Source organism: Pseudomonas helleri (assembly GCF_001043025.1).
In the GTDB taxonomy this organism is placed as follows: domain Bacteria; phylum Pseudomonadota; class Gammaproteobacteria; order Pseudomonadales; family Pseudomonadaceae; genus Aquipseudomonas; species Aquipseudomonas helleri.
Genome location: NZ_JYLD01000011.1, coordinates 47,254 through 73,168, shown reverse-complemented (window position 1 = coordinate 73,168; position 25,915 = coordinate 47,254). Strand labels below are relative to the sequence as shown.

The window sequence follows — 25,915 nt, the reverse complement described above, 5'->3', positions numbered from 1 at the left end:
ACCTGTCACGTATGCAATGACACTGATGCTATCGAAGAATCAGGCGTTCGCGCTGGATAATTTCTGCCAACACAACAGCCGTTGTTTGAGTTGAGGAGAGAAGCATATGTACGCAGTCACAGGCATTACCGGGAAAGTGGGTGGCGCTGTCGCGCGGGCATTGCTCGGTGCCGGGCAGTCAGTGCGAGCGGTGGTGCGCAGTGCCGAGAAAGGGCTGCCTTGGGCGCAACTGGGGTGTGAGGTGGCGCTGGCAGAAGTCGACGATGCCCAGGCCATGGCGCAGGCGTTTAGCGGTGTCGACGGTGTGTTCATCATGTTGCCGTCTAACTTCGATCCTTCGCCGGGGTTCCCTGAGGCACGGGTGTTGGTCGACAACATTCGCCAGGCATTGCAATGCGCTCGGCCGGGCAAGGTGGTTTGCCTGTCAACCATCGGCGCTCAGGCCACACAACCCAACCTGCTGAACCAGTTGCAACTGCTTGAACAGGCCTTGGGGTCATTGGCCCTGCCCGTGACGTTTCTACGCCCCGGCTGGTTTATGGAAAATGCCTTGTGGGATGTTGCCCCGGCGATTGAGAGCGGGGTGATCCCGAGCTTTTTGCAGCCACTGGACAAGCCGGTGCCCATGATTGCCACGGCAGACGTGGGGCGGGTGGCTGCCGAGTTGTTGCAGGAGACTTGGCAAGGGCAGCGCATTGTTGAATTGGAAGGCGCGCAGCGTATTACCCCTGACCAGATTGCCGAGACCTTCGCCCGCTTGCTCGACAAACCGGTGAGCATGCAGGTCGTGCCGCGGGATCGCTGGCAGGCGCTGTTTATCGAGCAGGGCATGCGCAACCCGTTGCCGCGCATGCAGATGATCGATGGCTTCAACGAAGGCTGGATCGAATTTGCCGGCACGCCGCGTAAAGGGCAGGTTGAGCTTGAAACGGTGTTGAAGGGGCTCTTGTTGTAGGAGCTGCCGCAGGCTGCGATCTTTTAAAAGATCAAAAGATCGCGAGGCAAGCTCGCTCCTACAGGGGAGGGGTGTAGATCGTAATTTACGGCCGCAACAACGCGCTGCTCAGCGCTGCAACCATCCGTGGTTTGGCGCTGTGTGCGTGGCTGATCAGGACGATCTCGCGGTGGTAACGCTCGTCGCCCACGGGCTCTGCCACGCAACCGCTGGCCCAGCGTTCAAAGCCGGACCAACGGGGCACCAGGCTCACGCCCAACCCTTCAGCGGTCAGCAGGGCGATGGTTTCCAGGGCGTCCAGTTCCAGCACGGCGGTGGGTAGAACGCCGTGGTCTTGCAGGTACTGCGACGCATGCCGGGCGCCCCAGGCGTCGGGGTCGTATTGAATGTAGGGCTGGCTCTGCAAGCGCTGGTTGACGCTCTCGGGCGAGGTTTCACGGGCGATAAACACCAAGGGTTCCCGGCGCAGCAACTGCGCATTAAACCGCTTGGCCAGATCAAAGGGCGGTGCTACCACGATGACGGCATCCAGCTCATTGGCTTCCAGTGCCTGAAACAGCGAACGCGAGGTGCCCGGCACAATGATCGGCTTTAGCTGCGGGCTTGAGCCGGTCAAGGTGCGCAGGGCGGCTGGCAGGATGCCCGTAAGCGCGGTTGAAATCGCGCCGATACGCAACGGGCCGGTCAGCCCCTCAGCGTCGGCATCGCCGGCCAGCAGCGATATTTCATGGGTGATGCGCCGTGCTCTGGGCAACAAGTCCAGGCACGCTGCGCTGGGCTTGGCCTCATGCCCGACGCGCAGCAACAACTCCAGCCCCAGTTGGCGTTCCAGCGCGACGATGCGCTGGCTGATCGCGGCCGCGGTCAATCCCTCAAGGCGTGCAGCCTTGGCAATGGACCCGCATTCCACCACTGCGATCAGGCTTTTCAGGTAGCGCGTATCCATAAGAATTAATTTCGTTCTGGGAAAAAATAACAGGTTATCTCTTTTGAGTATGACGCGGCATGATTTCTGCCCTGGTCATGTGGCCGCATCCGGCTCAAGGAGCTTGCTGTGAAATCGCTATTTCATTTCGCTTACCACGTTCACGATCTGGCCGCTGCGCGTGGGTTCTATTGCGGGGTTTTGGGCTGCATCGAGGGGCGCAGCACTGAGACCTGGCTGGACATCAGCTTTTTCGGCCATCAATTGTCATTGCATCTGGGCGAGCCGTTTGCCGTCACTAATACCGGCAAAGTGGGCGAGCATTGGGTGCCCATGCCGCATTTCGGGGTGGTGCTGGAAATGCCGGACTGGCTGGCGTTGAAAGCGCGGCTGGAGGATCGCCGCGTCGACTTTGTGATGGTGCCTACCCGACGCTTTGTGGGAACACCGGGTGAACAGGCGACGATGTTTTTCCTTGATCCGTCGGGCAATCCCATTGAGATCAAAGGATTCACCGATTGGGCGTCGGTATACGCCGTTTAACACCCATAAAGCCAAGAGGTGAGTACCACCATGAGCCTTCTAGACACCGCCGATGCCGGGATGATTGCCGAGCAGGTGCGCACTGCGCGTATCAGCCCCGCCGAAGTCGCTGAGCATTTTTTGGCGCACACCCATGCGCGCGAAGCTGACATCCAGGCCTTTGTTTCGCTGGACCCCGCCGCGCTGCGCACGCAAGTGGCGCAGTTGAAAGGGCCTGCACTCAACGGTTTGCTCGCGGGTGTGCCGGTGGGCGTCAAGGACATCATTGATACCCACGATCATCCCACGTGTTTTTACTCTCCGATCTATCAAGGCAACCAACCCTCGCGCGATGCCCATGTGGTGACGCTGCTGCGCCAGGCGGGCGCGCTGATCATGGGCAAGACCCATACCACCGAGTTTGCTTATATGCAGACCGGGCCGACGCGTAACCCCCATGACCTGAACAGAACACCCGGCAGTTCCAGCGCCGGTTCTGCTGCGGGCATGGCGGCCGGGTTTTTTCCTCTGGCGCTGGGCACGCAGACCGCGGGTTCGTTGCTCAAGCCTGCGTCGTACTGTGGCTTATATGCGTTCAAACCGTCCTGGGGGCTGGTCCCTCTGGAGGGGATCAAGCCGCTGGCGCCGAGCTTTGACACGCTGGGTTGGTATGGGCGCTCGGTGGGGGATCTGGCTTTGGTCGCGCAGGTGCTGATTCCGGGGCTGACCAGCAGCCCGCGGGTGAGTGGGCGCAGAGCGTTTGGATTTTGCCGAACGGCACGTTGGGGCGACATTGATCAGCCGGTGGCCGACGCGTTGCTGGCGTCACTCGACGTGCTCCGCGCGGCGGGGCACACAGTGACGCAGGTCGAGTTGCCGGTGGCTTTTGCCGGGGTGTTTGACGACCATCTGTTGATCAACGATTGCGAGGGTGCCCGCTCGCTGGCCAAAGAATGGCACGCCAGCCCCGAGTTACTCAGCCCGCAGGTGGTGGCCATGATCGAGCGGGCCCAACAGACCACGTGGCAGCAGGAAACCGCCGCCAAGGCCCGTCTGGCCGCGCTGGCCCCAGTCCTCAAAGCGCTGTTCGCCCCCTATGACGCCATGCTCGGGGCCAGTTGCGGCATGGTCGCGCCCTTGGGGCTGGAGGCCACAGGGCCGTCTGACTTCTGCAAGTTCTGGATGGCATTTGGCTTGCCGCAGATCAACCTCCCGCTGCCCAGAGCGCCGGGTGAGCTGCCCGTCGGGCTGCAAGTGGTGGGGGATTTTCGCAGCGACAGCCAACTGCTGGACGCGGCGCAGCACGTCGACAGTGCACTCAACGGTGGGGTTACGTTGGCGTGATGTCGCGCTCCATCGGCCCTGCATCCGGGTCAAATCCCTGTGGGTATTTGCCTTTTAGCTGCCAGGCAAAGGCAATGATTTCAGCCAGGGTTCGGTACAGCTCCTGGGGGATGCTGTCGCCCAGCTCCATGCGCGCCAATAATCTGACCAGCTCAGCATTCTCATAAATAGGCACTTCGTACTCGCGGGCCAGTGCGAGGATGGCTTCGGCCAGTGCGTCGTCGCCTTTGGCGGTCAGGGTGGGCGCCTGTTTGCCGTCGTACTTGAGGGCAATCGCCTGACGCGGTTCGGGGGGTGTGCTCATGCGGTTTCGTCGACCCAGCGTTGTTCAAGGGGAGTATGGCCATGGGCGGGCGGGGTGCCCTGATGGCAATCGAGATCGGTCACGCTCAGCCCCGCGTCCTTCAGTCGCTGGCGCAGTACGCCCAGTTGGCTGGCGATCAGTTCGGCGGTGGCGCTGTGTTGCGCCCATAACTGGCCAGACAGGTTGCCGCGCAGCAATTGTGCCTGCACATGCAGCGGGCCCAGCGGCGCGAGGTCAAAGGCCAGTTCGACGCGCCACAGTTGATCTTTGCTTTCGCGTTGTTCGCGTTTGTCTTCAGGCCCTTGCTCGGGCGGATCTTCACGCTGGAACTTGACCTGCAACGGCACGATGTCGTGGGCGTTGCGCAGGGGGATTTCCAGCTGCCAGGTGGTCAGCAGGCTACCGTCGGCGGTGCGCCCGCTTTGTTCCAGGCTCGACAATTGATGGCTTTGCAGGCGCGAAATGGCTGCGGCGGCGAGCTTGAGCAGGTTTTCCAGGCTGTCTTCGCCTTCGCCCCGTTGCAGCAGGCGCGGCGGCAGTGGAAAACCGCCTGGCTGCGGCTTGGCGCTGACTTGCCCAAGCATGCCCAGCGCATTGCGCACAAACGTCGGCAGGGCTTGCGCCTGGGTGCTGGCAGCGACACCGGGGTTGAAGGTCGGGTTGGCCGGCACGCCGGGCACTATTTGCGCAATCAGCCGCAACAAGGTGGCTTTCATGTCGGGGGCGAGGTTTTGTAACTGGCCACCGAGCAGCTTGGCTTCGAGAAACGCGCCGCTGTTGAGCAGGGCATTACTGAGTGTGGCGGGGTTGCTTAGTTGTTGCGACGTAGGCAAACCGCTCAGCAACTTGTCGATAGAGGCGCGCAAAGCGTCGGGCATGCTCTCGCTGGGTGGCAGTTTCTGCAAGGCGTTCAACAAGCCGTCGAGCGAGCCCTGGCGGCTTTGTTGGGCGGCCAGTTGCTGGGTAATCGCCAGTTGGTCTTGTCGGCCGCTCAGGGGCACGAAGTTCAGGCTCTGGCTGCCTTGCACTTGCGCGGTGAGCAAGCTGTCGACGCGCAAAGGTCGCGGGCTATCGACGGTCAGGGTGCTGCCGCTCAAGGCGCTGTTAAGCAAGGTCACCAGTGAGCGATACACGGCCGGTTGCCCGGTGGCTTGCGCCAACACCTGGGTGCTCAGCACTTTGCCTTGTACTAACGTGCCCACCGGCAGTTGCTGCGGATCAAGGCGGGTGAGGGCGCTGGCATTGCTGCTCAGGGCTTGTTGCAGGCTGACCGCCAGGCTGGCGGGCGAAGGTTGGGTCACCGACAGCAGCGTGCCCAGCGGTAGCGGCTGGTTGCTGCTGACCTGCACGTTGGTTTGGCGGCCGCTGTCCAGGGTCAGTTTGAGCAGCAGCTGAAACACCGCATCGCCCTGTTTAAGCGACAGCACCTGCGCCTGGGCGCTTTGCCCCGGACTGATCAAACCCTCGAGCGGTTGCAGCAACTTGAGCACTTCACCGCCTGCTGCACCGGGGCGTACGGGATTGGACGCAGCAGGTGGGATGGGTGGAATATTCATGTCGCTTTTCATTGTTACAACCTTATGAATATGCCCTCTTTAGAGTAGGACATGGCATGTATAATGCTGCCCCATCGTTTAAGGTGCCTAAAAACAACACAATTCTTTGATCCAGCTCTCTTAAACAGGCCGCAAATGTATCTATCCTGCATCACTTTAACGGCCACGCCCGGGCCGACTTGAACCGTGAAGGCCTCAACGACGTGACCAGCCCTCTTTTAGAAACCGTATCGCTGACCTGTGAGCGTGACGGGCGCCTGTTATTTGAAAATCTCGAATTGCGACTCAGCCCCTGCGACATGCTACAGATCAGCGGCCCCAACGGCAGCGGCAAGACCAGCCTGTTGCGTTTGTTGGCGGGCCTGATGCAACCCACCGAGGGCGAGATTCGGCTGAGCGGGCAACGGTTGAGCGAGCAGCGTGCAGAACTGGCCAGCAACCTGCTGTGGATCGGCCATGCAGCCGGGATCAAAGATTTGCTGAGCGCCGAAGAAAACCTGCGTTGGCTGTGCGCCCTGCATCGTCCGGCGAGCCGTGAGGCAATTTGGGCAGCATTGGCCGCCGTGGGTTTGCAGGGTTTTGAAGACGTGCCGTGCCACACCTTGTCGGCCGGGCAGCAGCGGCGCGTTGCGTTGGCCCGGTTGCATCTGGACAGCCCGGCGCTGTGGATTCTCGACGAGCCGTTTACCGCGCTCGATAAACAAGGCGTTGCGGCCCTTGAAGAGCACTTGGCCAGCCACTGTGAGCGGGGCGGCATGGTGGTGTTGACCACGCACCATACCTTGACCCGCACACCTGCCGGTTATCGCGACATCGATCTGGGGCAGTACGCCGTATGAGTGTGTTTGCATCGTTATTGGCTCGTGAAGCGCGTTTGCTTTTTCGGCGCCCGGCCGAGTTGGCCAACCCGCTGGTGTTCTTCGCAATTGTGATCGCGATGTTCCCGCTGGCGGTTGGCCCGGAGTCTCAATTGTTGCAAACCTTGTCTCCCGGACTGCTCTGGGTGGCAGCGCTATTATCGGTTTTACTCTCGCTGGACGGGCTGTTTCGCAGTGATTTCGAAGACGGTTCACTGGAACAGTGGGTCCTTTCGCCGCACCCTCTGGCGCTACTGGTGTTGGCCAAGGTGCTGGCACACTGGGCGTTTTCCGGGCTGGCACTGGTGATTTTGTCACCGTTGCTGGCGCTGATGCTGGGATTGCCGGTGGCCTGTTTGCCGGTGCTGTTGTTGTCGTTGTTGCTCGGAACGCCCGTGCTGAGCTTGCTCGGCGCGGTGGGCGCCGCGCTGACCGTGGGGCTTAAACGCGGCGGCTTGCTGCTGGCGTTGCTGATTTTGCCCTTGTATATCCCGGTGCTGATTCTGGGCAGCGGGGCTTTGCAAGCAGCTTTGCAAGGCATGCCTGCGACCGGTTATCTGCTCTGGCTTGCCAGCCTGACCGTGCTGGCCGTCACCCTTACACCTTTTGCAATAGCGGCCGGCCTGAAGATCAGTGTCGGCGAATAAATAATGAGGTCTGGCCCTGCAAAGGCCAGTAAAGACCCGCGCGTTGATGAGGCCGTGCACAGGCCGCGTCAAAGCACCGTGATGGAAACAGCGTGATGAACTGGACTTGGTTTCACAAACTCGGCTCACCCAAATGGTTCTATGCCATCAGTGGACGTTTACTGCCCTGGCTGAGCATTGCCGCCGTGCTGCTGATGGTCGTCGGCGTGATCTGGGGCCTGGCTTTTGCGCCACCGGACTACCAGCAGGGTAATAGTTTCAGGATCATTTACATCCATGTTCCGGCCGCCATGCTGGCGCAGTCCTGCTACGTGATGCTGGCGGTGTGCGGGGTGGTGGGGCTGGTCTGGAAGATGAAAATCGCTGACGTCGCGCTGCAATGCGCCGCCCCCATCGGCGCGTGGATGACCGCCGTGGCGCTGGTGACCGGGGCCATCTGGGGCAAACCGACGTGGGGCTCGTGGTGGGTCTGGGATGCGCGCCTGACCTCGATGCTGATTCTGCTGTTTCTGTACTTCGGCCTGATTGCCCTGGGTAACGCCATTACCAATCGCGACAGCGCGGCCAAGGCCTGCGCGGTGCTGGCGATTGTGGGCGTGATCAACATCCCGATCATCAAATACTCGGTGGAGTGGTGGAACACCCTGCACCAGGGCGCCACCTTTACCCTCACTGAAAAACCGGCGATGCCTGTAGAAATGTGGCTGCCGTTGCTGCTCACCGTGCTGGGTTTTTATTGTTTTTTTGGCGCGGTGCTGTTGCTGCGCATGCGCCTCGAAGTGCTCAAGCGCGAAGCGCGCAGCAGTTGGGCCAAGGCTGAAGTGTTAAAAGCGCTGGAGGGTACGCGATGAGTTTTGCTTCTTTCAGCGACTTTGTCGCCATGGGCCAGCATGGTCTGTATGTGTGGTCGGCCTATGGCATTTGCCTGGCGGTGCTGGCGCTTAACGTGGCGCTGCCGCTGACGGCGCGTCGGCGTTATCTGCAACAAGAGGCGCGTCGTTTGCGCCGGGAGAATTCGAAGTGAATCCGCAGCGCAAGAAACGTTTGATCATCATTTTGGCGATTCTGGTGGGCATCGGCGCGGCCGTTGCCCTGGCCCTGAGCGCGCTGCAGCAAAACATCAACCTGTTCTACACGCCGACCCAGATCGCCAATGGCGAAGCGCCATTGGACACGCGGATCCGCGCGGGCGGCATGGTTGAAACCGGTTCGCTGAAACGCTCTGGCGACTCGCTGGACGTCGAATTTGTGGTCACCGACTTCAACAAGGGCGTGACCATTCAATACCGTGGCATCTTGCCGGACCTGTTCCGCGAAGGGCAGGGCATCGTTGCGTTGGGCAAGCTCAACGCCCAGGGTGTGGTGGTGGCCGACGAAGTGCTGGCCAAGCATGACGAGAAGTACATGCCGCCCGAGGTGACCAAGGCGCTAAAGGAGAGCGGCCAATCCGCCCCGGCACCGGCTAACGAGGTTAAGTGATGATGTCTGGACTGTTTATTCCTGAATTGGGCCACCTGGCCATGATTCTGGCGCTGTGCTTTGCCATCGTGCAGGCCATCGTCCCGCTGCTCGGCGCCTGGCGTGGCGACAAGCTGTGGATGGGCCTGGCCCAGCCTGCCGCCTGGGGGCAATTTGCCTTTATGCTGTTTGCCTTCGGTTGCCTGACCTACGCCTTTATGGCGGACGATTTTTCGGTCCGCTACGTGGCCAGCAACTCCAACAGCGCCTTGCCGTGGTACTACAAATTCAGCGCCGTGTGGGGCGCCCACGAAGGCTCGCTGTTGCTCTGGGCGCTGATTCTGAGCGGCTGGACATTCGCTGTGTCGGTGTTCTCACGCCAGTTACCGCAAGTGATGCTGGCTCGCGTGCTGTCGATCATGGGCATGATCAGCGTCGGCTTTTTGCTGTTTCTGATCCTCACCTCCAACCCGTTCGCACGCCTGCTGCCGCAAATGCCTGCCAATGGCAACGACCTTAACCCGCTGCTGCAAGACATCGGTCTGATCGTGCACCCGCCGATGCTGTACATGGGGTATGTCGGTTTCTCGGTGGCCTTCGCCTTTGCCATTGCGGCCTTGCTCGGTGGTCGACTGGACGCCGCATGGGCGCGCTGGTCGCGGCCGTGGACGATTGTCGCGTGGGCCTTTCTGGGGATCGGCATCACCCTGGGTTCGTGGTGGGCGTATTACGAGCTTGGCTGGGGCGGCTGGTGGTTCTGGGACCCGGTTGAAAACGCTTCTTTCATGCCATGGCTGGTCGGCACGGCGCTGATTCACTCGCTGGCAGTGACCGAAAAACGTGGCGTGTTCAAAAGCTGGACCGTGCTGTTGGCCATTGCCGCGTTTTCGTTGAGCTTGCTCGGGACATTCCTTGTGCGTTCCGGGGTGCTGACGTCGGTGCATGCGTTTGCGGCCGACCCGGAGCGCGGCGTGTTTATCCTGATCTTCCTGCTGTTTGTGGTGGGCGGTTCGCTGACGTTGTTTGCGTTGCGTGCGCCGGTGGTCAAAAGCCATGTCGGTTTTAACCTGTGGTCACGTGAGACGTTGCTGCTGGGCAACAACCTGATTCTGGTGGTGGCCGCGTCGATGATTCTGCTCGGCACCTTGTACCCGCTGATTGTCGACGCGGTGAGCGGGGCGAAAATGTCGGTCGGCCCGCCGTACTTCAATGCGCTGTTTATCCCGTTGATGGCTTTGCTGATGGTGGTCATGGCGGTGGGTGTGCTGGTGCGCTGGAAAGACACCCCGGTCAAATGGCTGCTGGGCATGTTGACCCCGGTGTTGCTGGGCAGCGCGGCGCTGTCGGTGATTGCCGGTGTGGCCTATGGCGACTTTAACTGGGCGGTGATCGCGACCTTTATGCTGGCGGCCTGGGTGTTGCTGGCCGGGGTGCGCGATATCGGTGACAAAACCCGTCACAAGGGCCTGGTCAAAGGCTTGCGCAGCCTGACCCGCAGTTATTGGGGCATGCAGATCGCGCACTTGGGTATCGCGGTGTGCGCGCTGGGTGTGGTGCTGTCGAGCCAAAACAGTGCCGAACGCGATCTGCGTCTGGCGCCGGGTGAGTCGATGGAGTTGGCCGGTTATCAGTTCATTTTTGACGGTGCCAAACATTTTGAAGGGCCGAACTTCACCTCGGACAAAGGCACCGTGCGGGTGATCCGCAATGGCAAGCAAGTCAGCGTGCTGCACCCGGAAAAACGTTTGTACACGGTACAAAGTTCGATGATGACTGAAGCCGGTATCGACGCCGGTTTTACCCGCGACCTGTACGTGGCGCTGGGTGAACCGCTGGGCGATGGCGCCTGGGCGGTGCGGGTCCACGTTAAACCGTTTGTGCGCTGGATCTGGCTGGGCGGTTTGCTCACCGGCTTTGGCGGTTTGCTGGCGGCGCTGGACCGACGTTATCGAGTCAAGGTTAAAACCCGCGTGCGCGACGCGCTGGGCATGAAAGGAGAAACAGCATGAGACGCTGGCTAATGCTGGCCCCGCTGGCGGTGTTTTTGGGCATGGCGTGGTTTCTGTACAAAGGCTTGTACCTGGACCCGACCGAGCTGCCGTCGACCCTGATCGACAAGCCGTTCCCGGCGTTCAGCCTGCCAGCGGTTGAGGGCGACAAAACCCTGACCGAAGCCGACCTCAAGGGCAAACCGGCGCTGGTTAACGTCTGGGCCACCTGGTGCATCTCGTGCAAGGTCGAGCACCCGGTGCTGACCAAACTGGCCGAGCAGGGCGTGGTGATCTATGGCGTCAACTACAAGGACGTCAATGAGGACGCGAAAAAGTGGCTCAAGGAATTCCACAACCCGTACCAGTTGGACATCAACGATGAAGCCGGTTCGCTGGGCTTGAACCTGGGTGTGTACGGCGCCCCGGAAACCTTCCTGATCGACAGCCAGGGCATCATCCGCCACAAGTTTGTCGGCGTGATCGACGAGCGCGTGTGGCGCGAACAACTGGCTGGCAAGTATCAGGCGCTGGTTGATGAGGCCAAGCCATGAAGCGTTGGTTAGCAGCGCTGGTGTGCGGGCTGGCCTTGACCGGCATCGCTCATGCGGCCATCGACACCTATGAGTTTGCCAATGACGCTGAGCGCGCGCGTTTTCGCGAGTTGACCCAGGAGCTGCGTTGCCCCAAGTGCCAGAACCAGGACCTTGCCGACTCCAACGCGCCGATTGCCACCGACCTGCGCCGCGAGATCTTCCGCATGCTGGGCGAGGGCAAGGACAACCAGCAGATCATCGACTTTATGGTCGACCGCTACGGCGACTTTGTGCGCTACAAACCGGCCTTGACCAGCAAGACCGTGGTGCTGTGGTTCGGCCCGCTGGCCTTGTTGGTGGGCGGTGTAGTGGTGATCGGGGTGATTGTCGGGCGTCGCCGTCGTACAGCGCGGGCCGAAGCTTCGGACACTCTTTCTGCCGAGGAGCGTCAGCGCCTCGATACCTTGCTGGATAAAAACCAAGATGATTGATTTCTGGCTTGCAGCGGGCTTGCTGCTACTCATCGCCCTCAGTTTTTTGCTGATCCCGGTGCTGCGTGGTCGCCGTGCCCAGCGTGAAGAAGATCGCACCGCCCTCAACGTGGCGCTGTACCAAGAGCGCGTGGCGCAATTGCAGGCTCAGCGCGAAGAGGGCGTGCTGACCGAACAACAACTGCAAAGCGGTCGCGACGAAGCCGCGCGTGAGTTGCTGGCGGACACCGAAGGCGTGGCGCCGGGGCGCAGTTCCAGCTTGGGCAAGGTAGTGCCCATACTGGCGGCGTTGATGGTGCCGGTGCTGGGTGTGGGCCTGTACCTGCACTTTGGTGCCAGCGACAAGGTTGAACTGACCCAAGAGTTCGCCACGCCACCGCAATCGCTAGAGCAAATGATCTCGCGTCTTGAGCGGGCCGCCGCTGCCCAGCCGGACTCTGCCGAGAGCTGGTACTTCCTGGGGCGTGCCTACATGGCACAAAACCGTTCGGCAGAGGCCGCCAAGGTGTTTGAACGCGCCGTGGCGCTGGCCGGGCGCCAGCCCGAGCTGTTGGGTCAGTGGGCGCAGGCGCAGTACTTTGCTGACGATAAAAAGTGGAGCGACAAGACCCAGGCCCTGACCGACGAAGCCTTAAAAGCCGACCCCAACGAAGTCACCAGCCTGGGCCTGCTCGGCATTGCGGCATTTGAGGGCCAGCGTTATCAGGAGGCCATCAACTACTGGCAGCGGCTGCTCAATGAGCTGCCTATAGGTGACCCGTCCCGCGAAGCGCTGGAGGGCGGCATCGAGCGCGCCCGCGGGCAATTGCTGGCCAGCGGCGGCAAGGTTGAAAGCGCCCCTGTGCCTGCGGCGCAGGCGTCGATCAAGGTCAGCGTCGACTTGGCTGATGCTGTTAAAGCCAGTGTGTTGCCGGGCGACAGCGTGTTCATCTTCGCCCGCGCCGTGTCGGGCCCACCGGCCCCGTTGGCGGTCAAACGCGTGACCGTGGCGGACCTGCCGATCACCGTGGAACTGAGCGATGCCGACGCAATGATGCCGCAGTTGAAACTGTCCAACTTTCCTGAAGTCCAACTGGTTGCGCGCATCTCCCGTGCGGGCCAGCCCACCGCTGGCGAATGGGTAGGGCGTGGCAAACCGCTGCCCAACAGCACCCAGACGTTGCAACAGCTGACAATCGACAGCCCGGATAAATAAATTTATCAGGGCTTAATCTGTGGGAGCGGGCTTGCTCGCGATGAGATCGGCAAGGTGTAACAGATACACCGCGTCGTTTGCATCGCGAGCAAGCCCGCTCCCACAGTTCCATAGGACTTGCACGAGATCCCGTTATGGCCGCATTTGCTCGAATCACCCTGCTTAGCCTGGCCATCGGCCTGAGTGCCTGCTCGGTTCATCAACCGTACGAATCCACGCCACCGACGCCGCCCAGCCCGATCCCGCAGCCGCAACCCTCGGACAAACCCTTGCCGGACATGCCGATCCCGCAACCGCCCAAACCGCTGCCGCGCACCTCGGCCACGTTCGCCCCGCCACCGGGCGGCCCGAGCCACTGGGACGCACGTCTTGGGGTGTATGTGCTGGATGACCAGAGCAACATCTTTTATCGCCAGCGCACCTACTACCGCTGGGACAACGGCTGGAGCCGCGGGATCAGCCCGAACGGGCCCTGGGAAGAAACCGATACCAGCGGCGTACCGCCGGGGTTGAGCCGCCAGTTCAAGTAACGCCTCGGATTACCTTTTGTAGGAGCTGCCGCAGGCTGCGATCGTTTGATCTTTTTAAAAAAAGCGCCTGCATAGCGGTAGGATGGCCCACTCACTACACAAGGAACCCGCCATGAGCCTCTTCGATTTCAAGCAAGTTGATGTGTTTAGCACGGTGGCCCTCAAGGGCAATCCGGTAGCGGTGGTGTTGAATGCCGACGGTTTGAGCGATGAGCAAATGGCCGATTTCGCGCGCTGGACCAACCTCAGTGAAACCACGTTTGTACTGAAACCACAAAACCCCGAGGCGGATTATCGGCTGCGGATTTTTACCACGCTGCGCGAGTTGCCGTTTGCCGGGCATCCTACGTTGGGCAGTTGCCATGCCTGGCTGGAAGCCGGTGGCAAGCCACGTAGTGAGGAGATTATTCAGGAGTGTGCGGTAGGGCTGATCCGGGTCCGCCGCAACGCTGGACAATTGGCCTTTACCGCGCCGCCTCTGTTGCGTACTGGGCCGGTCGATGAGGCGTTGTTGCAGCGTGTGTGCCAAGGCTTGGGCATTGAACCGCACGCTGTGCAGCAAGCGCGCTGGGTCGATAACGGGCCGGGCTGGTTGGCGCTGCTGCTGGCGGATCGCGAGCAGGTGCTGGCGATTAAGCCGGACTACTCGCAATTACACGGTCTAGCCTTGGGTGTGGTCGCGCCTTGGTCGGCTGAGCGTGATGGCGCTGAGGCGCAGTTTGAGGTGCGGGCCTTTCTGGCCGGCGACGGCATGCAGGAAGATCCGGTCACCGGCAGTTTGAACGCCGGGTTGGCGCAATGGTTGATCGCTGACGGCCTGGCGCCGCAGCGTTATGTGGCCAGTCAGGGCACGGCCTTGGGGCGGGCAGGGCGGGTGTTCATTGAGCAGGTTGGCGAGGACATCTGGGTCGGTGGCGCGGCGGTGACGTGTATCTCCGGGACGCTGAGCCTTTGACCCCCGTCAGGCACTTTTAGCTTTTGTGATGCGCTTGGGCTTGGCCTTGCTGGCCGGGCTTTTGCGTTTTTTCTTCCAGGGCTGTGTTACGCCCGCCGGGCTGGCCGGGCCGCTGATGGTCATGCTCATGCCGCTGCAGCGCTCGATGTGTTTGCTCATCCAGGCGGCCTGCTTGGCGACGAAGATCTCAAGGGGCATTTCGCCACTTTGCACCATGTCCAAAGCCTGTTCCCAGATGGCGGTGGTGCCGGGGTCAGCGATGGCGCGGGGCACCGCGTCGATCAGGCTGAAGGCCGGGGGCGTGGCGGCCAGCGCCTTGCCGTTTTTGATCAGGTAGCCGCGGTCGAGCAAGCCTTGAATGATCCCGGCGCGGGTGGCTTCGGTGCCGATGCCGGTAGTGTCTTTGAGCTTTTGCTTGAGTCGCGGGTCCTGGACCAGTTTGGCGACGTTTTTCATCGCCTTGATCAGGTCACCTTCGGTAAACGGCTTGGGCGGTTGGGTCCACAGGTCTTTAAGGTTGACGTTGGCAACCGCGCAGTCGAGCCCTTCGCGCAAGGCCGGCAAGGGTTGCGGGGCCGGGGCTTCGCGACCTTTGGCCGGGGCCAAAGCTTCGGGCAGGGCGCGCTTCCAGCCGGGTTCGACGATTTGCTTGCCGACGGCCCGCAAGTGCTGGCCCGCGCAGTCGAAGTCAGCCTGGGTGCGGTCGTATTCATGGTTGGGTAGAAACTGCGCAAGGTAGCGGGCACGAATCAAGGTGTAAACAGCGCGGTGTTTGCCGCTCAGGCGTTCGAGGTTCTTCGCCGCTGCCGTGGGGATGATGCCGTGGTGGGCGCTGACCTTGGCGTCGTTCCAGGCCCGTGAACGGCGTTGCGGGTCGAGGTGCCCGGCCAGTGGCGCAAGGCTGGGGTCGGCCTGACGCAAGGCGGCCAGTATGGAGGCAGCCTCGCTGTGCTGGCTGAGCGGCAGGTAGCCGCAATCGCTGCGCGGGTAGGTCACGACCTTGTAGGTTTCGTACAGCGCCTGGGCGACGTCGAGGGTTTCTTGCGCGCCGAGGCCGAGTTTTTTTGAACACACTTCTTGCAGGGTGCCGAGGTCGAAGGGCAACGGCGCGACTTCGCGCATGCGCTCGGTGTGCAGTTTGCTGACCCGCGCGTGGCGGGCGTTGCTGATGGCGGCAGCAGCCTGTTGCGCGTGGGCCTGGTTGAGGCAGCGGTCCTGATCGTCACAGGTGTCGGGATCGGCCCGCCATTGCGCGGTGAACAGTTGCTCGTCGTGCTTGAGTTGCACGTCGATCGCCCAGTACGCCACCGGCACAAAGTCACTGATGCTGCGATCACGGTCGACCACCAGGCGCAGGGTCGGGGTTTGCACCCGACCGACCGGCAACACCCCCTGATAGCCGGACTTGCGCCCGAGCAGGGTAAACAGGCGGCTCATGTTCATGCCGATCAGCCAGTCGGCCCGCGAGCGGCCCAAGGCCGAGTGATAGAGGTTAAAGGTTTCGGCGCCGGGCTTGAGTGCCGCCAGGGCTTTGCGAATGGAGGCGTCGTCCAGTGCGGACAACCACAGGCGCTGGATGGGCCCGCGATAGCGGCAATGTTCGACCAGTTCGCGGGCGATCATTTCTCCTTCGCGGTCGGCGTCGGTGGCAATCACCAGTTCACTGGCTTCACCCAGCAGGCGTTTGACGGCTTTGAACTGGCTGGCGGTTTTGGGCTTGACCCGCATCTTCCATTTGTCGGGGATGATCGGCAGGTCGGCCAGCACCCAGCGCTTGTAGCGCTCGTCATAGGCGTCTGGCGGGGCGGTTTCGAGCAGGTGGCCAATGCACCAGGTGACGGTTGCAGTGGCGCCCACCCAGCAGCCATCACCGCGTCGGCTGGCGCCGAGCACGGCCGCAATATCTTTGGCCTGGGAAGGTTTTTCACACAGAAACAGCCGCATAGCTCCACTCATTTATGCATCGCAGAAGAGGTGCAGCATGGGCAGTCATTGGCTGGAGATCAAGCGTTTTTACTGTGTTTTTGTACAGGTGGTGAGGGCGGGCTTGCTTCGCGAGCTTTCAGAACGTCAAAAGATCGCGAGGCAAGCTCGCTCCTACGCGGGCGTGGGGTTATTGGCCGCTGTAGATCTGATCGAACACGCCGCCATCGCTGAAGTATTTTTTCTGCACTTCACGCCAGTCGCCGAAGGTTTTCTCAACCGACAGGAAGTCGACTTTCGGGAAGCGGTCGTTGTACTTGGCCAGGATCGCCTGGTCGCGTGGCCGCAGGTAGTTTTTGGCAGCAATTTCCTGGCCTTCTGGCGACCACAGGTACTTCAGGTATTCCTCGGCCTCGGCGCGGGTGCCTTTTTTGTCGACGACTTTATCGACCACGGTCACTGGCGGCTCTGCTTCGGCGGAAACACTTGGGTAGATCACTTCGAACTGGTCACGACCAAACTCGCGGGCAATCATTTCTGCTTCGTTTTCGAAGGTCACCAGCACGTCGCCGATCTGGTTGGTCATGAACGTGGTGGTGGCCGCACGGCCGCCGGTGTCCAGCACAGGCACTTGCTTGAACAGTTTGCCGACAAACTCTCGGGCTTTTGCTTCATCGGCGCCGTGTTTTTGCGCATAGCCCCAGGCCGATAGGAAGGTGTAGCGGCCGTTGCCCGAGGTTTTCGGGTTGGGCACGATCACTTGCACGCCGTCCTTGAGCAGATCTGGCCAGTCGTTCAGGCCTTTAGGGTTGCCTTTACGGACGATAAATACGGTGGCCGAGGTGAACGGCGCGCTGTTATCCGGCAGGCGGGTGACCCAGTTTTCCGGGACCAGCTGGCCGTTGTCAGCCAGGGCGTTGATGTCGGTGGCCATGTTCATGGTGATCACGTCGGCCGGCAGGCCGTCGATCACTGCGCGTGCTTGTTTGCTCGAGCCGCCGAAGGACATCTGCACAGTCGGCTTTTCTTTTTTCTCTTTTTCCCAGTGCTTGATGAACGCAGCGTTGTAGTCTTTGTAGAAGTCGCGCATCACGTCGTAAGACACGTTAAGCAACGGTTTGTTGTCGGCGTGGGCCAGGCTGCTAAGTGCAAGGCCTGCGACCAACAAAGAGGCGCTAAAGAGTTTTTTCACTGCGTAGTCCTTGTTATAGGGGGCAAAAGAGGCAATATGCCAGCGACTATAGCGGGTGCTGCATAGTCCTTAAAAGATTAAAAAGCACTTTGTTTATACGTTTTTGACGAATAGCGCATTACCACACCGGGAACAAAAAGACGCCGAGGCCTCATGTTGGGCTTTTTTGCAGGTGGTGCACGTGTGTTGCAGCTGTTCGCCGCGCATGGCGTTGGCCAGTTCGGCGGTAAAAATACCGGTGGGCACGGCGATGATTGAGTAGCCGGTGATCATCACCATGGCCGAGATCACTTGCCCGGGAATGGTCTGTGGGACGATGTCGCCGTAGCCGACGGTGGTCAGGGTCACGATGGCCCAATAGATGCTGACCGGGATGCTGGTAAAGCCGTGATCCGGGCCTTCAACCACGTACATCAAGGTGCCGAACACAGTGACCAGGGTGGATACGCCGACCAGGAACACGATGATTTTCTGTTTGCTGCCGCGTAAGGCCGAGAGCAGGTAATTGGCCTGGCTCAAGTAGGGCAACAGTTTGAGGATCCGGAAGATCCGTAGCATGCGGATGACGCGAATAATCAACAGGTACTGCGCGTCGCTGTAATAAATCGCCAGGATCCCCGGCACGATGGCGAGCAGGTCCACCAATCCATAAAAGCTGAACGCGTAGCGCATTGGTTTGGGCGAGCAGTACAGGCGCAGGCCGTATTCGATGGCAAACACAAAGGTGAAGCCCCATTCGATATAGGCCAGCAGGTCACCGTATTGCAGGTGAATGCTGTTGATGCTGTCGAGGATGACCACCACCAGACTCGCCATGATGATCAGCAGCAGGGTGGTATCGAAACGGCGCCCGGCGGGGGTGTCGGACTGAAACACCATCACGTACAGGCGCTGACGCCAATCCTGATTCTTCATGTAGATCGCTCTATACCCAAAACCCAGAAGATTCGGGTATTAACGTTCGATGCGCAACCTGCTTTGCGATTCACTGTCAGCCGATTTGCGGCTTAACAGGCGAACACCGCCACCGATAACCCAGCAACTGAGCACAAAGGGCGCGGTTAAAAGAGGCAGACCCAGCGCACTGAAACCCGGCGCCAGGGCCAAGGTCACGACGATGCCCAGCAACGGCTTGCAGATTCGGCTCCCTTGCTGGCTCAAGGCCAATGCTGCCAGCGCCGGGTTGTAGCCAGCCAGCCCGTTTAGTGCGGCGCCGGTGTCCTGTTGGTAGAGGCTCCATAACAGCCCGGCGAGTGAGCCAGTCAGCGCCCACAGGGCCGCCCGCCAGTGGCTCAGGCACAAGCCGATGACAATCAGCAGCCCGGCGACCGGGTGATTTAGCAGCATGACTTGGCTGATCCCCTTGAACAGGGCTTGCAGCAGCGTCCAGGCGTTGAGGGCGTACGGTTCAATGCTGTACTCCGGTGTTCCTTGCAGGGTGAGCAGGACCCAGCCGATGGCGACAAAAGGAGCGGTGTAAATCATCAGGCTATGGGGATGCGTGGCGCGTTTGAGCCATTGATGCACCACCATGCTGCTGATCCCGGCGCTGGCGATGATCAACAGTGGCAGCATGGCTGACCACGGCAGTTGATGGCTCAGCAGCAGCCCCAGCAACACACCGTTGTAGCTGTAGAGCCCGGCCTGACGTTCGGTTTTGGCGTAGCCGCGACGTTGTGCCGTCAGCAAGCCTGCGACTGCACCGAGCAACGCCCCGCCGAGCAACGCAGGTGCGCTGACGACAATGGCCAGCAGGCACAGCACGCCGCAGAGTGGGTGACGTTGCAGGAAGACTTGGCTGAAACCATTGCACAGGGCCGTGGCCCAGTCAGGGCAATGAGTCATGGCGCAATCAACTTTCTTGAGGGTGAACGAATGCCCCGCAGGGATCACGGTATCGATACAGCCTTTGGGCTTTGCGACATCTGTGTAGTCGCTGACGAGGCACGAGGCTGCGAAGCGGACCGCTTCGCAGCCTCATTCTTCGTCAGCGACTACAACACGTTGCGTGCAGAGGTTATTTGTCGCGAATGGAGAAGTTGGCCATCTGTTCCAGGCCTTTGATGAGCGCCGAGTGGTCCCAGTTGCTGCCACCGAGAGCGGCGCAGGTGCTGAACACTTGCTGGGCGCTGGCGGTGTTGGGCAGGTTGATCCCCAGCTCACGGGCGCCAGCCAGCGCCAGGTTGAGGTCTTTCTGGTGCAGGCTGATGCGGAACCCCGGATCGAAGGTGCCTTTGATCATGCGCTCGCCGTGCACTTCGAGGATCTTCGAAGAGGCGAAACCGCCCATCAGGGCTTCGCGAACCTTGGCCGGGTCCGCGCCGTTTTTGGCGGCAAACACCAGGGCTTCGGCCACGGCCTGAATGTTCAGGGCGACAATGATCTGGTTGGCCACTTTGGCAGTTTGGCCGTCGCCATTGCCGCCGACCAGAGTGATGTTTTTACCCATGCTTTGCAGCAGGGGCAGGGCACGGGCGAAGGTTTTTTCGTCACCGCCCACCATGATGCTCAGGGTGCCAGCCTTTGCGCCGACTTCACCGCCAGACACCGGGGCGTCGAGGTATTGCGCGCCCTTGGCGTTGATTTTTTCTGCGAAGGCTTTGGTCGCAGTGGGCGAGATCGAACTCATGTCGATCACCACTTTGTTCGGGCTCAGGCCTGCGGCAATCCCGTTTTCACTGAACAGGACTTCGTCGACCTGCGGGGTGTCGGGCACCATGATGATGATGAATTCGGCTTCTTGAGCGACTTCTTTCGGGCTGGCCAAGGCGATGGCGCCAGCCGACAGCAGGTCGCTAGGTGCTGCGCCGCGATGGGTCGACAAAAACAGGCTGTGCCCGGCCTTTTGCAGGTTGCTGGCCATAGGCGAACCCATGATCCCGGTGCCGATAAATCCGATTTTAGCCATGACAAATCCTCTTGTTTTTATTGGATAAAAAGCCGTAGTCGCTGCCGAAGGCTGCGAAGGGTTGCGGAGCAACCCGTTTTCTTACACCGCGTTATGCGTCTTGAGCCACACCAGCCCGGCTTCGGTGCTGGTCAGCGGCTTGTACTCGCAACCGACCCAGCCCTCATAGCCGATGCTGTCGAGGTGGTCGAACAGGAAGCGGTAGTTGATCTCGCCGGTGCCCGGTTCATGGCGGCCGGGGTTGTCGGCCAGCTGGATGTGGTTGATCTGCGCCAGGTGCGTTTGCATGGTGCGCGCCAGGTCGCCTTCCATGATTTGCATGTGATAGATGTCGTATTGCAGGAACAGGTTGGCACTGCCGACCTTGTCCTGAATCGCCAGCGCCTGTGCGGTGTTGTTGAGGTAGAAGCCCGGAATGTCGCGGGTATTGATCGCTTCCATCACCAGCTTGATGCCCACCGCTTGCAGTTTGTCGGCGGCGTACTTGAGGTTGCTGATGAAGGTTCTTTCGACGGTGGCGTCGTCTACGCCTTGTGGGCGAATCCCGGCCAGGCAGTTGATTTGCGAGTTGCCCAGTACTTTGGCGTAGGCGATGGCCTTGTCGACGCCTGCGTGGAATTCCTCGACCCGGTCGGGGTGGCAGGCAATCCCGCGCTCGCCCTTGGCCCAATCGCCGGCGGGCAGGTTGAACAGCACCTGGGTCAGTTTGTTGGCTTCCAGGTGATGTTTGATTTCTTCAGCGCTGTAGTCGTACGGAAACAGGTATTCAACGCCGTGAAAACCAGCGTTGGCAGCCGCTTGGAAACGGACAAGGAAATCCTGTTCGGTGAACAGCATGGACAGGTTGGCGGCAAAACGCGGCATGGTGAACTCCTGCTTTTTTTGTTCCCTCTCCACGCAGGAGAGGGCTAGGGCTTAGGGGTTAATCGAGCATTGAAATGGCGGTCGGTGCATCGTTACCCACCAGCGCCAGATCTTCAAATTCATTGACGGCGTTGATTTCGGTGCCCATCGAGATGTTGGTCACGCGCTCAAGAATAATCTCTACGACCACCGGTACGCGGAACTCTTTGAGCATGTCTTGCGCCTTGCGCAGTGCAGGCTGGATTTGAGCCGGTTCGAATACGCGCAGCGCTTTGCAGCCCAGGCCTTCGACCACGGCGACGTGGTCGACGCCGTAGCCATTCAGTTCTGGGGCATTAAGGTTGTCGAAAGACAGCTGCACGCAGTAGTCCATTTCGAATCCACGTTGTGCCTGACGGATCAGGCCAAGGTAGGAGTTGTTCACCACCACGTGGATATAGGGCAGGTTGAACTGCGCGCCCACGGCCAGTTCTTCGATCATGAACTGGAAGTCATAGTCACCCGACAGGGCTACAACGTTGCGGCTCGGGTCGGCTTTGACCACGCCCAGCGCCGCCGGAATAGTCCAGCCCAATGGCCCGGCCTGGCCGCAGTTGATCCAGTGGCGTGGCTTGTAAACGTGCAGGAATTGCGCCCCGGCAATCTGCGACAAACCGATGGTGCTGACATAGCAGGTGTCTTTGCCGAACACCTGGTTCATCTCTTCGTACACACGTTGCGGCTTGACCGGCACGGAGTCGAAGTGAGTCTTGCGGTGCAGGGTGGCTTTGCGTTGTTGGCAGTCTTGCAGCCAGGCGCTGCGGTTTTTCAGCTTGCCGGCGGCTTTCCATTCGCGGGCCACTTCCAGGAACACAGTGAGGGCTGCGCCTGCGTCGGAAACGATGCCCAGGTCCGGGGTGAAAACGCGGCCGATTTGCGTCGGCTCAATGTCCACGTGGATGAATTTACGGCCTTCGGTGTACACCTCGACCGAACCGGTGTGGCGGTTGGCCCAGCGGTTGCCGATGCCCAGCACGACGTCAGATTTGAGCAGGGTGGCGTTGCCATAACGGTGCGAGGTTTGCAGGCCGACCATGCCGACCATCAGCGGGTGGTCGTCAGCAATGCTGCCCCAGCCCATCAAGGTCGGGATGACCGGAATGCCGGTCAACTCGGCGAACTCCACCAGCAACGCGCTGGCGTCGGCGTTGATGACGCCACCGCCGCTGACCAGCAGTGGGCGTTCGGCCTGGTCGAGCATGGCCAACGCTTTTTCGACCTGTACCCGGGTGGCCGAAGGCTTGGCCAGCGGCAGGGGTTCGTAAGCGTCAATGTCGAATTCGATTTCAGCCATTTGCACATCAAACGGCAGGTCAATCAGCACGGGGCCAGGGCGCCCGGAGCGCATTTCATAAAAGGCTTTCTGGAAGGCGTAAGGCACCTGGCCCGGCTCGAGCACAGTGGTTGCCCACTTGGTCACCGGCTTGACGATGCTGGTGATGTCCACGGCCTGGAAGTCTTCTTTATGCAGACGCGCCCGTGGCGCTTGGCCGGTGATGCACAGAATCGGGATCGAATCGGCAGAGGCGCTGTAAAGGCCGGTCACCATGTCAGTGCCCGCAGGGCCGGAGGTGCCGATGCACACGCCAATATTGCCGGCTTTGGTGCGGGTGTAGCCCTCGGCCATATGCGAGGCGCCTTCCACGTGGCGAGCGAGGACGTGATCGATGCCGCCCACTTTTTGCAAGGCTGAATACAGCGGGTTGATGGCGGCGCCCGGAATACCAAAAGCGGTGTCGACACCTTCACGACGCATCACCAAAACAGCGGCTTCGATTGCTCTCATTTTGCTCATTTGATTGTGCCTCTTACGTTTTATAATTGTATACAAGTGGCTGATGGCTGAGTTTATTCATGGTCCGCCCTGCAGGTCAATGGCTTTTGTTTAATCCATGGCTAGACGGTCGGGAGGCCCTATTTCACGAGGTTTTAGGTTTTTTGGGATTTGTTATCTGAAAAAGTGTATACAAATAAACGGATTTTTGTGTTCTATTGCTCTCATTGGTTCTGCCTGAAGCAGGCGGGGCAAGGCTTCCAATAACAAAATAAGGACGGCAACCATGAGTGCTTTAACCTTGAAAGTCGCTTTAACCCTGGCGGCTCAAGCCTTGAACGCGGGTCGCAGCATCAACGCATCCCCGCTGACGGTCGCGGTACTCGATTCGGGTGGGTATTTGCTGGCGTTGCAGCGTGAGGACGGCGCCAGCTTGTTGCGCCCCAACATTGCGATTGGCAAGGCCTGGGGGGCGATTGCCTTGGGCAAGGGATCACGTGCACTGGCGCTGGACGCGCAGCAGCGCCCGACGTTTTTCGCGGCGCTCAATGGCATGGGCCAAGGCGATATCGTGCCGGTACCGGGTGGCGTCTTGATCCGCGATGCTCAGGGCAAGGTAATGGGGGCGATCGGTATCAGCGGCGATACCTCGGACATTGATGAGCAATGCGCCATCAGTGCAATAGAAGGGCAAGGGCTGCGCGCGGATGCGGGAGTGGTGGCTTAATCACTTTTTCTGTAGGAGCGAGCTTGCCTCGCGATCTTTTAAAAGATCGCGAGGCAAGCTCGCTCCTATGTATGGACTCGCCCCCCACTGTCAACCCGCTTTTTCCCACTGACACCCGGCTGCATCTATGTATAAGGCCTATTCTAGGAAGCCATAATCGGCTTCTGGCCAACATTTTATGAGCTCGCGATATGCCAATTACAGTTAGGCCTCAAGGGCCGGTAGGAGCGCAGGCATAAATTCGCGACGGTCTGACCTGTGATCAATGTTCCTAAGCATGGGTTGGAGCGGTTTACACCCCGGTGGCAGAACTCTTTGGATCCTTAGCTCATCGCTTTCTCCAGGTCATTGTTCACTTGGCGGCGATAAGTTTGGTCGTTTTGTAACAGCACCCAGATGATGCGCAAATTGCGGTTGGCTAACCGCACGGCCGCCTCTTTACGGCCCAACCTGGACACCCAGCGTTGCAATCGCCGGTCATCTGGATCCTCTGAATTAGCTTTCACCTGCCTCAACACCGCGTGAGCGCCCTGAATCGCCAAGCTTCGCAAGTAGGCATCGCCATGCTTGCTCATCTTGCCCAATCGGACTTTCTCTCCGCTGCTGTTCTGCTTGGGCACTAATCCAAAGTAAGCAGCGAACAGCCTCGCGTTGGCGAAGCGCTCAGGCTCGGTTTGTTTAGCGATCACTGCTGTAGAAATAATCGGACCGATACCGCGCACGGTCATCAGCCGCTTGGCTGTTTCGTCATTTTTTGCAGCTGTTTCCAGTCGACCGGTCAGTACGTTGATACGCTCGCCCAACTGACTCCATTCGCCCAGTAACTCATCAATCAATTCGCGCAACATATCAGGCAATGGCTGGGTGGCATCTTCCAGAATGCGGGGGATGCCCTGGCTAAACGCGGAATCGCCCTGCGCCATGGCAAGACCGTGCTCCAACAGCAAACCGCGCATCTGATTACTCATTGCCGTGCGACGGCGCACGTAACCTTGCCGAACACGATGCAGAGCTTGCATAGCCAAGGCTGCAGCACTCTTGACCGGTACCGACGAGATGCTGGTATCTCTGCCTGCGCGCAATATGGCCAGTGCATCGTTACGATCGTTCTTGGGGCCGCTGCGGTGATTGGCGACATGCTGGGCTGGCAATATCCGGACAGGATTGCCTTGAGTTTTCAGCAGTTGCGCCCATGCCTGAGCCCCCGGACCGGTCTCCACCAGCACGGTTATGCTTGTTGGCAGCTTACGAAGAAATGCATGAAAGGACTCACGCGAATTGATGCGTTCCTCATACACCGTAAGGCCAGCAGCATCCTGACCAGCCACCTGGAAGACCCTTTTAGCAAGGTCTACGGCAATGACGGTGCATTTCAAAACATCGGTTGGCACGTACTGATTGGTCGTCGTATTCTTTTTCATGGACTCGCCCTCGCTGTCGTTGGCTTCTAATAGAATGCCACCGTGGCGCACAGACGCCTCGGCTTGGGCGAGTCCATGTAATTACGGATTTCGGTGTTGCTTATTGGTCCGGCGCACAGCCTTTAAGCACCAGCCGAATAATGGTCTGCGTTGCAGCTTCGTAGTCGCTGTCGTCGAGCTTGGCCTTGCCGGTGATGGCGGAAATTTGCCAGTCGAAGTCGGCGTAGGTCTGGGTCGCGGCCCAGATGCTGAACATCAGGTGGTGCGGGTCGATCGGGGCGATCAGGCCGCGGTCGATCCAGGTCTGGATGCAGGCGATGTTGTGTTTGGCCTGGTCGTTAAGCAGTTCGACCTGTTTTTCACTGAGGTGCGGGGCGCCGTGCATGATTTCGCTGGCGAACACTTTCGAGGCAAACGGCAGTTCGCGAGAAATCAGGATTTTGGAACGGATGTAGTTGCTTAACACCTCGTTCGGCTCGCCATCGGCGTTGAACGGCGTCGATACACGCAGGATCGGCTCGATGATGCTTTCGAGCACTTCGCGGTACAGGTTTTCCTTGGATTTAAAGTAGTAATAGACGTTGGGCTTGGGCACCCCCGCCTTGGCCGCGATGTCGCTGGTTTTGCTGGCGGCAAACCCTTTGTCGGCGAATTCCTCGCTGGCGGCTCGCAAAATCAGTTCTTTGTTGCGCTCGCGGATGCTACTCATAAACCCGGTATTTCCTTGCCTGTTTTGGCGGTCGGGCATGGTAGCACCGTGATTGCAAACGTCTCAAGACAGCTGCTTGCAGGCGGTCGTACGCC

At 60.0% G+C, this 25,915-nt stretch carries 27 protein-coding genes; 15 read left to right on the top strand and 12 right to left on the bottom strand.

The features are described 5' to 3' along the window. Positions 1 to 106: 106 nt before the first annotated feature. Positions 107 to 955, top strand: a complete 849-nt coding sequence (locus TU84_RS17985; RefSeq protein ID WP_048371356.1) for an NmrA family NAD(P)-binding protein — start codon at positions 107 to 109, stop codon at positions 953 to 955. A gap of 85 nt (positions 956 to 1,040) precedes the next feature. Here the strand turns inward: TU84_RS17985 and TU84_RS17980 are convergent, their stop codons facing one another. Beyond that, on the bottom strand, positions 1,041 to 1,901 hold the full coding sequence (locus TU84_RS17980) for a LysR family transcriptional regulator (protein ID WP_048371354.1): 861 nt from the start codon (positions 1,899 to 1,901) through the stop codon (positions 1,041 to 1,043). Between the two features lie 108 nt (positions 1,902 to 2,009). On the opposite strand from TU84_RS17980, the gene TU84_RS17975 reads away from it, so the two are divergent. Together TU84_RS17975 and TU84_RS17970 are read left to right on the top strand one after the other, a co-directional pair. Further along, positions 2,010 to 2,423 carry a VOC family protein gene (locus TU84_RS17975; protein WP_048371352.1) on the top strand — a complete coding sequence of 138 codons (414 nt, stop codon included), beginning with the start codon at positions 2,010 to 2,012 and terminating at the stop codon, positions 2,421 to 2,423. Between the two features lie 30 nt (positions 2,424 to 2,453). Beyond that, a complete protein-coding gene (locus TU84_RS17970) occupies positions 2,454 to 3,746 on the top strand; it encodes an amidase (protein ID WP_048371350.1) in 1,293 nt (430 codons plus the stop codon). On the opposite strand, the gene TU84_RS17965 is transcribed toward TU84_RS17970, so the two are convergent. Together TU84_RS17965 and fliK are read right to left on the bottom strand one after the other, a co-directional pair. Continuing rightward, a complete protein-coding gene (locus tag TU84_RS17965; RefSeq protein ID WP_048371348.1) occupies positions 3,733 to 4,050 on the bottom strand; it encodes an EscU/YscU/HrcU family type III secretion system export apparatus switch protein in 318 nt (105 codons plus the stop codon). The genes TU84_RS17970 and TU84_RS17965 overlap by 14 nt on opposite strands. Beyond that, on the bottom strand, positions 4,047 to 5,618 hold the full coding sequence (fliK, locus tag TU84_RS17960; RefSeq protein WP_048371346.1) for a flagellar hook-length control protein FliK: 1,572 nt from the start codon (positions 5,616 to 5,618) through the stop codon (positions 4,047 to 4,049). Before fliK ends, TU84_RS17965 begins: the two co-directional genes overlap by 4 nt. A gap of 191 nt (positions 5,619 to 5,809) precedes the next feature. Between fliK and ccmA the strand changes: the two genes are divergently transcribed. The 11 genes from ccmA (at position 5,810) to TU84_RS17905 (ending at position 14,263) form a co-directional block, all read left to right on the top strand. Beyond that, entirely contained in the window at positions 5,810 to 6,445 is a 636-nt protein-coding gene (ccmA, locus tag TU84_RS17955; RefSeq protein WP_048371630.1) for a cytochrome c biogenesis heme-transporting ATPase CcmA, read from the top strand. Continuing rightward, on the top strand, positions 6,442 to 7,110 hold the full coding sequence (gene ccmB, locus TU84_RS17950; RefSeq protein ID WP_048371344.1) for a heme exporter protein CcmB: 669 nt from the start codon (positions 6,442 to 6,444) through the stop codon (positions 7,108 to 7,110). The genes ccmA and ccmB overlap by 4 nt, the downstream gene beginning before the upstream one ends. 92 nt (positions 7,111 to 7,202) lie before the next feature. Beyond that, on the top strand, positions 7,203 to 7,961 hold the full coding sequence (locus TU84_RS17945) for a heme ABC transporter permease (RefSeq protein WP_173430622.1): 759 nt from the start codon (positions 7,203 to 7,205) through the stop codon (positions 7,959 to 7,961). Then, positions 7,958 to 8,134 carry a heme exporter protein CcmD gene (ccmD, locus tag TU84_RS17940; RefSeq protein WP_048371340.1) on the top strand — a complete coding sequence of 59 codons (177 nt, stop codon included), beginning with the start codon at positions 7,958 to 7,960 and terminating at the stop codon, positions 8,132 to 8,134. Before TU84_RS17945 ends, ccmD begins: the two co-directional genes overlap by 4 nt. Continuing rightward, on the top strand, positions 8,131 to 8,589 hold the full coding sequence (ccmE, locus tag TU84_RS17935; protein WP_048371338.1) for a cytochrome c maturation protein CcmE: 459 nt from the start codon (positions 8,131 to 8,133) through the stop codon (positions 8,587 to 8,589). The genes ccmD and ccmE overlap by 4 nt, the downstream gene beginning before the upstream one ends. Then, positions 8,589 to 10,577, top strand: coding sequence for a heme lyase CcmF/NrfE family subunit (locus tag TU84_RS17930; RefSeq protein ID WP_048371336.1), 1,989 nt, complete (start codon positions 8,589 to 8,591; stop codon positions 10,575 to 10,577). The genes ccmE and TU84_RS17930 overlap by 1 nt, the downstream gene beginning before the upstream one ends. Then, entirely contained in the window at positions 10,574 to 11,110 is a 537-nt protein-coding gene (locus TU84_RS17925) for a DsbE family thiol:disulfide interchange protein (RefSeq protein ID WP_048371333.1), read from the top strand. Before TU84_RS17930 ends, TU84_RS17925 begins: the two co-directional genes overlap by 4 nt. Next, positions 11,107 to 11,583 carry a cytochrome c-type biogenesis protein gene (locus TU84_RS17920; protein ID WP_048371331.1) on the top strand — a complete coding sequence of 159 codons (477 nt, stop codon included), beginning with the start codon at positions 11,107 to 11,109 and terminating at the stop codon, positions 11,581 to 11,583. Before TU84_RS17925 ends, TU84_RS17920 begins: the two co-directional genes overlap by 4 nt. After that, on the top strand, positions 11,576 to 12,778 hold the full coding sequence (gene ccmI / locus TU84_RS17915) for a c-type cytochrome biogenesis protein CcmI (protein WP_048371329.1): 1,203 nt from the start codon (positions 11,576 to 11,578) through the stop codon (positions 12,776 to 12,778). The genes TU84_RS17920 and ccmI overlap by 8 nt, the downstream gene beginning before the upstream one ends. A gap of 134 nt (positions 12,779 to 12,912) precedes the next feature. Then, entirely contained in the window at positions 12,913 to 13,308 is a 396-nt protein-coding gene (locus TU84_RS17910) for a hypothetical protein (protein WP_048371328.1), read from the top strand. Between the two features lie 112 nt (positions 13,309 to 13,420). Next, the gene (locus tag TU84_RS17905; protein WP_048371326.1) at positions 13,421 to 14,263 is read left to right on the top strand and encodes a PhzF family phenazine biosynthesis protein; all 843 of its coding nucleotides are present in this window, start codon (positions 13,421 to 13,423) and stop codon (positions 14,261 to 14,263) included. A gap of 6 nt (positions 14,264 to 14,269) precedes the next feature. Here the strand turns inward: TU84_RS17905 and TU84_RS17900 are convergent, their stop codons facing one another. The 7 genes from TU84_RS17900 to gcl form a co-directional block, all read right to left on the bottom strand. Then, entirely contained in the window at positions 14,270 to 16,207 is a 1,938-nt protein-coding gene (locus TU84_RS17900; RefSeq protein ID WP_048371325.1) for a DNA topoisomerase III, read from the bottom strand. Between the two features lie 169 nt (positions 16,208 to 16,376). Beyond that, entirely contained in the window at positions 16,377 to 17,378 is a 1,002-nt protein-coding gene (locus TU84_RS17895) for a sulfate ABC transporter substrate-binding protein (protein ID WP_048371323.1), read from the bottom strand. Positions 17,379 to 17,471: 93 nt separating this feature from the next. Continuing rightward, entirely contained in the window at positions 17,472 to 18,293 is an 822-nt protein-coding gene (locus tag TU84_RS17890; protein WP_048371321.1) for an ion transporter, read from the bottom strand. 39 nt (positions 18,294 to 18,332) lie between these two features. Next, entirely contained in the window at positions 18,333 to 19,223 is an 891-nt protein-coding gene (locus TU84_RS17885; protein WP_048371319.1) for an urea transporter, read from the bottom strand. Positions 19,224 to 19,395: 172 nt separating this feature from the next. Beyond that, a complete protein-coding gene (locus tag TU84_RS17880; RefSeq protein ID WP_048371317.1) occupies positions 19,396 to 20,286 on the bottom strand; it encodes a 2-hydroxy-3-oxopropionate reductase in 891 nt (296 codons plus the stop codon). Positions 20,287 to 20,367: 81 nt separating this feature from the next. Then, positions 20,368 to 21,150 carry a hydroxypyruvate isomerase gene (gene hyi / locus TU84_RS17875; RefSeq protein ID WP_048371316.1) on the bottom strand — a complete coding sequence of 261 codons (783 nt, stop codon included), beginning with the start codon at positions 21,148 to 21,150 and terminating at the stop codon, positions 20,368 to 20,370. Between the two features lie 58 nt (positions 21,151 to 21,208). Beyond that, positions 21,209 to 22,984, bottom strand: coding sequence for a glyoxylate carboligase (gcl, locus tag TU84_RS17870; RefSeq protein ID WP_048371314.1), 1,776 nt, complete (start codon positions 22,982 to 22,984; stop codon positions 21,209 to 21,211). A gap of 265 nt (positions 22,985 to 23,249) precedes the next feature. Here gcl and TU84_RS17865 point away from each other — a divergent pair, with 265 nt between their 5' ends. Further along, entirely contained in the window at positions 23,250 to 23,690 is a 441-nt protein-coding gene (locus tag TU84_RS17865) for a GlcG/HbpS family heme-binding protein (RefSeq protein WP_048371313.1), read from the top strand. Between the two features lie 323 nt (positions 23,691 to 24,013). On the opposite strand, the gene TU84_RS17860 is transcribed toward TU84_RS17865, so the two are convergent. Both TU84_RS17860 and TU84_RS17855 read right to left on the bottom strand, forming a co-directional pair. Further along, positions 24,014 to 25,111 carry an IS110 family RNA-guided transposase gene (locus tag TU84_RS17860; RefSeq protein WP_048371310.1) on the bottom strand — a complete coding sequence of 366 codons (1,098 nt, stop codon included), beginning with the start codon at positions 25,109 to 25,111 and terminating at the stop codon, positions 24,014 to 24,016. Positions 25,112 to 25,211: 100 nt separating this feature from the next. Next, on the bottom strand, positions 25,212 to 25,820 hold the full coding sequence (locus tag TU84_RS17855) for a TetR/AcrR family transcriptional regulator (RefSeq protein WP_048371308.1): 609 nt from the start codon (positions 25,818 to 25,820) through the stop codon (positions 25,212 to 25,214). Positions 25,821 to 25,915: the final 95 nt, after the last annotated feature.